This is a genomic window from Nocardia sp. NPDC005978 (assembly GCF_040614455.1).
Classification (GTDB): domain Bacteria; phylum Actinomycetota; class Actinomycetes; order Mycobacteriales; family Mycobacteriaceae; genus Nocardia.
In genome coordinates this window covers 1-6,291 of sequence record NZ_JBEXUS010000202.1, presented here as the reverse complement: position 1 = coordinate 6,291, position 6,291 = coordinate 1, and the positions used below count along the sequence as shown (strand labels likewise).

Genomic DNA, 6,291 nt, shown 5'->3' with positions numbered 1-6,291 from the left:
CCCCGCGGCTCTTCCTTCCCCCGCGCGCTCTAACCCCGGCCTGGCCCGGTGCACGCGCGTGCACGGGACCTGTCCGGTCGAGACGACGCCGCCGCTCGGCGCCGGTATTCGACGACTCAGCCCAGCGCCGCGGCGAAGCCCGCTGCCAGCTCGGCGACCTGCTCCTCGGTGATGACGAAGGACGGCGAGATCTGTAGCGCGCCCTGACCGGCGGCGCGGCCCGAGATACCGTGCTCGCGCAGGGTTTTCACGAACGGCATCGCCTCGGCCGGATCGGCGAGCTGCACCGCGGCGACCGCGCCGAGCCCGCTGCGGACCTCGGCGACGCGCGGGTGCGCGGCCAGCGGCGAGAAGTGCTCGTGCAGCAGCGCTTCGAGGTTCTTGCTGGCGTCGAGCAGGTTCTCGCGCTCCATGATGTCGAGGTTGGCCATGGCGGCGGCCGCCGCGGCGGCGTGCCCGCCGTAGGTGTAGCCGTGCCGGAACCAGGTGCCGCCGGCGAAGAACGGCTCGGCCACGCGCGGGGCGATGAAGACCGCACCCATGGGGATGTAGCCGGAGGTCAGACCCTTGGCGGTGGTCATGAGGTCGGGCTGCAGGTCGAATCGCGAAGAGGCGAACCAGGATCCGCCGATGCGGCCGAAGCCGGTGACGACCTCGTCGGCGACGAAGAGGATGTCGTTCTCGCGGCAGATGCGGCGCACCTCGGTGAGGTAGTTGTCCGGCGGCAGGTAGACCCCGCCCGCGCCGATGATCGGCTCGGCGAAGAAGGCCGCGATGCGGTCCGCGCCGACCTCCTCGATGAGCGCGAGCAGCGCCTTGGGGTCGTCCCAGGAGATGGTGCGGGCGTCGGGCATGAACTCGCCGTAGCCCTCGTGGTTGACCGGGATACCGGCCAGCGAGGTGCCCGCCACGTGCATGCCGTGGTACGCCTTCTCACGGCCGACGATCAGCGTCTTTCCCGGCTGCCCCATGACGTTCCAGTAGCGCCGGGCGAGCTTGGCGGCGGTGTCGATGCCGTCCGAGCCGCCGGAGGTGAAGAAGATCTTGCTGCCCGGGACCGGGGCGATCGCGGCCAGGCGCTCGGCCAGATCGCGCAGCACCGGGGAGGCCAGGTCACCGAAGTTCGAGTAGTGCGCGATGTCGCCCAGCTGGGCCGCGACCGCGTCGGCGATCTCGCGGCGGCCGTGCCCGACATTGGTGAACCACAAACCGGCGGTGGCGTCGAGGTACCGGTTGCCCGCCTCGTCCCAGATCTGGGCGCCCTCGCCGCGCGCCACCACGAACGCCCCGCCACTCTCGACCGCGCCCATATCGGCGAAGCCATGCCACAGCGAACCCATCCCGCACCTCCGTACACCGACAACGGCCGCCCCTCGCCGGACGAGCCGAACCACCCCACCATCACACCACTGCGACCGTGAGCAGCGTGAACTACCCCCGTACATACCGGTCGGCCGGTCTTGGATCACGCGGAAGCGGCGGCCACCAACATGAACGCGGTACCCAGATCCATCACCACGTGCGGCAGCACCACCGCCGGCCCCGCCGCGCCCACCGGATGCGGAAACATATGGCGCAGTATGCCTCTGGCGGCGGGCACCGACATGATCACCGCGTCCGCGACGAACAGCCCCGCCAGCGCGAGCATGGGCGCGGGCGCCGGCCCGCCCCCGGAGTGATGACCGCCCGTGTGCCCGCTCATGGCGTAAAGCATGGCCGCGGCCGCCACCACGTGATAGGCGAAGGCGGTGACGCCGGCGCCGGGCAGCACCTCGCTCCCCGCCGGCTCCCCCGCCCGCCATCTCGCGACGCGCGCGAGCAGCAGGCAGGCGTAGACCACAGTCATGGCGGTGAGCACGCCGTTGAGCGCGCGCGGATCCGCCGCCGGGAAGACCAGCATGGCGAGCATCACCAGGCACATGAGCAGGTGCGCGGCATCGGATTCGCGGTCGACCGCTCCACCGTCGCCGGACCCCGGCGCTTGACCGCCACCGGTCCCCGGCGCGGCGCGGCCGGCGAGTTCGGCGGCAACCGGGCGCACCGCCGACAACCGCGCCAGCACGATCAGCGCCGCGACGGTGAACGCGAGCACCGCCGCCCACCGCAGCGCACCGTACTGCTGCACGAATTCCGCCACAGCCCACCACCTCCCACCGCAGCAACAGGCCGATTCCATGCTCGCACCGCGAGCGGTCCAGGATCCCCGTTTCGCGGCAACCGCGAGGTACGCGTGGCGAAAACGCTTCCGGCGCCGCCCGATAACGAGAAGCCCGCTCGCCGAGCCACGGTGCGCCGATGATCACTCTCCTGCCCGTGTCGCCCGGGACTTACGCTAAGCTTCAGTCTTGTTGAAGGATGCGGCGCGTTCGAATCCGCCTGGAGCACAAGACGAAAGGCTCACCATGAGCGACGAAGGGGTCACGTTCATCAACGCGATCGAACTGCCCGCCGATCAGGTGGACGCGTTCATCGAACAGTGGCGTGAACGCGCCGCGCTGATGCGCACCGCACCCGGTTTCCGCGACGTCCGCCTGCACCGATCGCTGTTGCCGGACACTCGATTCCAACTCGTCAACGTCGCGCACTGGGACAGCGCCGAGGCATGCCGGGCCGCGGGCATGAACCCGGCGGTGGTGGCATCGGTCGACCGGGCCCGTCAGGTCGCCAGCGCCAATCCGGGCCTGTACGAGGTGGTCGCCGCGTTCGAGTAGAACAATTACTCGAACAAACGTTCTACTCGAGGTATCGTTCCGGGCCATGCCGGAACTCTCACGCCGCGACTGGGCGACCATGAACCTGGAGCAGGTTCGCAGGCAGCTGCTGGACGCGGCGGCGTTCGGCAAGTGGCTCACACCCGAGCAGCTCGAGAACGCGGCGGGCAAGATCGGCGAGGGGTTGAAGGTCTTCCTCGCCGAGACGCACGATCGCGGATAGCGCTGGGCGCCAGGGGGTTCGGCGCGACCGAACCGTACCGAGCACGAACCCTCCGGTCGGTCCCCCGCTCCAGAACCATCGAACGCCGATCGCCCGGTGCGCACGGCGGATCGGATGTGCCGCGAGCAGACCGATCAGTATCGATAGCCTGGGCGCATGCGGATTGTGGTGGACGATCTGTCCGGTCCCGAGGTGATCGGGCTGCTCGAGGAGCATGTGGCCGAGATGGCCGCCAACTCCCCAGAGGACAGCATGCACGCGCTGGACGTGGCTGCCCTGCGCAAGCCGGAATTCACCGTCTGGTCCGTGTGGGAGGGCGACGAGCTGATCGGGTGCGGCGCGCTGAAAGAGCTCGACCCCGAGCACGGGGAGATCAAATCGATGCGCCTGACCGACGCGTGGCAGGGCCGGGGCGTGGCCTCACGACTGCTGCTGCACATTCTCGAACAGGCCCGTGAACGCGGCTATCACCGGCTGAGCCTGGAAACCGGGTCGAGTGAGTTCTACGCCCCGGCGGTGCGACTGTACGAACGGCACGGCTTCCGCGCGTGCGGGCCCTTCGCCGACTACGCCGAGGACCCGCACAGCGTCTTCATGACGCGCGCGCCTCTCTGAAGAACTTGCCGACGAAGCCGTTCGCCACCGCGACCCCCAGCGCGAGGATCACGAAGAACACCACCATGAGCGCGAGACCGCCGGACATCGCGAGGTAGCCCCGCTCCCGGGGATCGATGAACGGGTAGGGATACCAGTCCACGATGGGACCGCGGATCAGGGTGTACACGCCGTAGACGATCGGAAACACGAGCCAGTTGCCGATCAGGCGCGCGCTCAGCGTGATGGCCGCGGGCACCAGCAGCCAGTCGATCAGCAGGACGAGAGGCATGATGCGGTGCAGATAGGTGTTGAGCCACTGCTCCTGCAACTGCACGTCGATGTCGGCCAGCAGCAGCGCGTAGACGATGCCGGTGATGACCAGGTACAGCGTCGCCGCGCCGCGCACCACCTGCCAGCGCCGGTCCCCCGGATCGCGCAGCGCACCGACCAGCAGCACGACCACGCCGATCACGTTGGACAGGATCGTGAAGTAGCTGAAGTAGTTCGCGACCGAGTAGGCGGGATCGTCCATACCCTTGATCGGGCCGTACGCGAGCGCGAAGACGCCGAACGCCCCGAACCCCAGGCGCAGTAGTCGGATCCAGAGCGGTGTCCCGGCCGCGTTGCTCATCGCCTGATCGTCGCACGGTACGGGGCAGAAACGCGGACGATACGCCGATACAGCACACTTCGGGCAATCACATTCGAGCCGAAACGCCCCACCGCGCCGACCGGGCCCGGCGCGGACTTCGCTAGGCTTGACGACGCAATGACCAGGACCGCCGCCACCGTTCGCGAGCTTCGATCCCGCCTGGCCGACCTCTCGATCCGCGACGAGCATCGTTTGCGCCGTCGCCTCGACAAGGCCCGCGGCGGCGACCTCACCGAACTCGAAACCGAGATAGACGCCGCCGCTCGGCGCGTCGACACCCGTCGCGCCGCCGTACCCGAGATCAGGTACCCCGAGCAGCTACCCGTCTCCGCGCGCCGCGACGACATCGCCGCCGCCATCGCCGCCAACCAGGTGGTCATCGTGGCCGGCGAGACCGGCTCCGGAAAGACCACCCAGCTACCCAAGATCTGCCTGGAACTCGGGCGGGGGGTGCGCGGCACCATCGGGCACACCCAACCGCGACGACTGGCCGCGCGCACGGTGGCAGAGCGAATCGCCGAGGAGCTGAACACCGAACTCGGCGACGTGGTCGGCTACACCGTCCGATTCACCGATCAGGCCTCGGACCGGACCCTGGTCAAGCTCATGACCGACGGCATCCTGCTCGCCGAGATCCAGCGCGACCGGCTGCTGCGCCGCTACGACACGATCATCATCGACGAGGCGCACGAACGCAGCCTCAACATCGACTTCCTGATGGGCTATCTCAAGCAGCTGCTGCCCAAGCGGCCCGATCTCAAGCTCGTCATCACCTCGGCCACCATCGACCCGGAGCTGTTCGCCCGGCACTTCAGCGACGAGAACGGCACGCCCGCACCGATTGTCGAGGTGTCGGGCCGCTCGTACCCGGTGGAGATCCGCTACCAGCCGCTGTCGCTGGAGATTCCGCTCACCTCCGACGATCCCGACGACGACAACACCGAGGTGGTCGACCGCGATCCCACCGACGCCATCGGCGACGCGGTGCGCGAACTGCTCGCCGAGGGTGACGGCGACATCCTGGTCTTCCTGTCCGGCGAGCGCGAGATTCGCGACACCGCCGACACCCTGCGCGACATGCGCCTGCCGCGCACCGAGATCCTGCCGCTGTACGCCCGGCTCTCCGCGGCCGAGCAGCACCGGGTCTTCAGCGCGCACACCGGTCGCCGGGTCGTGCTGGCCACCAACGTGGCCGAGACCTCGCTGACCGTCCCCGGTATTCGATACGTCATCGATCCCGGCACCGCGCGAATCTCCCGCTACTCCCTGCGCACCAAGGTGCAGCGCCTGCCCATCGAACCGATCTCGCAGGCCTCCGCGCGCCAGCGTTCGGGTCGCTGCGGCCGTGTCGCCGACGGCATCGCCATTCGCCTCTACTCCGAGGACGACTTCGAATCCCGGCCGCAGTTCACCGAACCCGAGATCCTGCGCACCAATCTGGCGGCGGTCATCCTGCAGATGACCGCGCTCGGACTCGGCGACATCGAGAGCTTCCCGTTCGTGGAAGCCCCCGACGGCCGCGCCATCCGCGACGGCATCGCCCTGCTCGAGGAACTCGGCGCGCTGGCCCGGCGATCCGAGAACGCCACCGCCGCAGACGTTCCCGATACCGGGCTGGCCCTGACCGCCATCGGCCGCGAGATGGCCCAGCTGCCGGTGGACCCGCGCATGGCGCGAATGCTGGTCGAGGCGCACAACACCGGCTGCCTGCCCGAGGTCCTGAAGATCGTGGCGGCGCTGTCCATTCAGGATGTGCGCGAGCGGCCGGTCGAATTCCAGCAGGCCGCCGACACCAAACACGCCCGGTTCCATGTCGAGGGCTCGGACTTCCTGTCCTACCTGATGCTCTGGGACTACCTGTCCGAACAGCGGAAATCGCTGTCCTCCAATCAGTTCCGGCGGATGTGCCGCGACGAGTTCCTGCACTACCTGCGTATTCGCGAATGGCAGGACCTGCACGGGCAGCTGCGGACCATCACGCGCGGACTGGGCTGGTCCGCCGAATCCGGTAGCTCCGGCGGGGATTCGCACGAGGACCGCGGCGGGGAGAACGCCGGTGGCGCGGCGCGATCGGACGCCGGTCGCCGCGGCGCGGCCGACGGGACGCG

The 6,291-nt window shown here is 69.1% G+C and carries 7 protein-coding genes; 4 read left to right on the top strand and 3 right to left on the bottom strand.

Annotated features, from left to right (window positions below):
• Window positions 1-116: 116 nt before the first annotated feature.
• Window positions 117-1,340 (bottom strand): aminotransferase class III-fold pyridoxal phosphate-dependent enzyme, encoded by a 1,224-nt coding sequence (locus tag ABZ319_RS39745; protein WP_354991763.1) that lies wholly within the window; start codon window positions 1,338-1,340, stop codon window positions 117-119.
• Window positions 1,341-1,465: 125 nt separating this feature from the next.
• Entirely contained in the window at window positions 1,466-2,137 is a 672-nt protein-coding gene (locus tag ABZ319_RS39740; RefSeq protein WP_354991762.1) for a DUF5134 domain-containing protein, read from the bottom strand.
• 265 nt (window positions 2,138-2,402) lie between these two features.
• On the opposite strand from ABZ319_RS39740, the gene ABZ319_RS39735 reads away from it, so the two are divergent.
• The 3 genes from ABZ319_RS39735 (at window position 2,403) to ABZ319_RS39725 (ending at window position 3,549) form a co-directional block, all read left to right on the top strand.
• Window positions 2,403-2,711: an antibiotic biosynthesis monooxygenase family protein gene (locus tag ABZ319_RS39735; protein WP_354991761.1), complete on the top strand. Its 309-nt coding sequence runs from the start codon at window positions 2,403-2,405 to the stop codon at window positions 2,709-2,711.
• Window positions 2,712-2,757: 46 nt separating this feature from the next.
• Entirely contained in the window at window positions 2,758-2,934 is a 177-nt protein-coding gene (locus ABZ319_RS39730) for a DUF6374 family protein (RefSeq protein WP_354991760.1), read from the top strand.
• Window positions 2,935-3,090: 156 nt separating this feature from the next.
• Window positions 3,091-3,549 (top strand): GNAT family N-acetyltransferase, encoded by a 459-nt coding sequence (locus ABZ319_RS39725; RefSeq protein WP_354991759.1) that lies wholly within the window; start codon window positions 3,091-3,093, stop codon window positions 3,547-3,549.
• Here the strand turns inward: ABZ319_RS39725 and ABZ319_RS39720 are convergent.
• Complete coding sequence (locus ABZ319_RS39720; RefSeq protein WP_354991758.1) at window positions 3,527-4,162, bottom strand: Pr6Pr family membrane protein; 636 nt, start codon at window positions 4,160-4,162, stop codon at window positions 3,527-3,529. The two genes, ABZ319_RS39725 and ABZ319_RS39720, sit on opposite strands and share 23 nt — an antisense overlap.
• 138 nt (window positions 4,163-4,300) lie before the next feature.
• Between ABZ319_RS39720 and hrpA the strand changes: the two genes are divergently transcribed.
• The coding region (gene hrpA / locus ABZ319_RS39715) for an ATP-dependent RNA helicase HrpA (protein WP_354991757.1) at window positions 4,301-6,291 on the top strand (1,991 nt) is incomplete at its 3' end.

Bases quoted from the DNA above. Each gene is read 5' to 3' on its own strand.
- ABZ319_RS39745 (WP_354991763.1), bottom strand. From the start codon at position 1,340: ATGGGTTCGCTGTGGCATGGCTTCGCCGATATGGGCGCGGTCGAGAGT.
- ABZ319_RS39735 (WP_354991761.1), top strand. From the start codon at position 2,403: ATGAGCGACGAAGGGGTCACGTTCATCAACGCGATCGAACTGCCCGCC.
- ABZ319_RS39730 (WP_354991760.1), top strand. From the start codon at position 2,758: ATGCCGGAACTCTCACGCCGCGACTGGGCGACCATGAACCTGGAGCAG.
- ABZ319_RS39725 (WP_354991759.1), top strand. From the start codon at position 3,091: ATGCGGATTGTGGTGGACGATCTGTCCGGTCCCGAGGTGATCGGGCTG.
- ABZ319_RS39720 (WP_354991758.1), bottom strand. From the start codon at position 4,162: ATGAGCAACGCGGCCGGGACACCGCTCTGGATCCGACTACTGCGCCTG.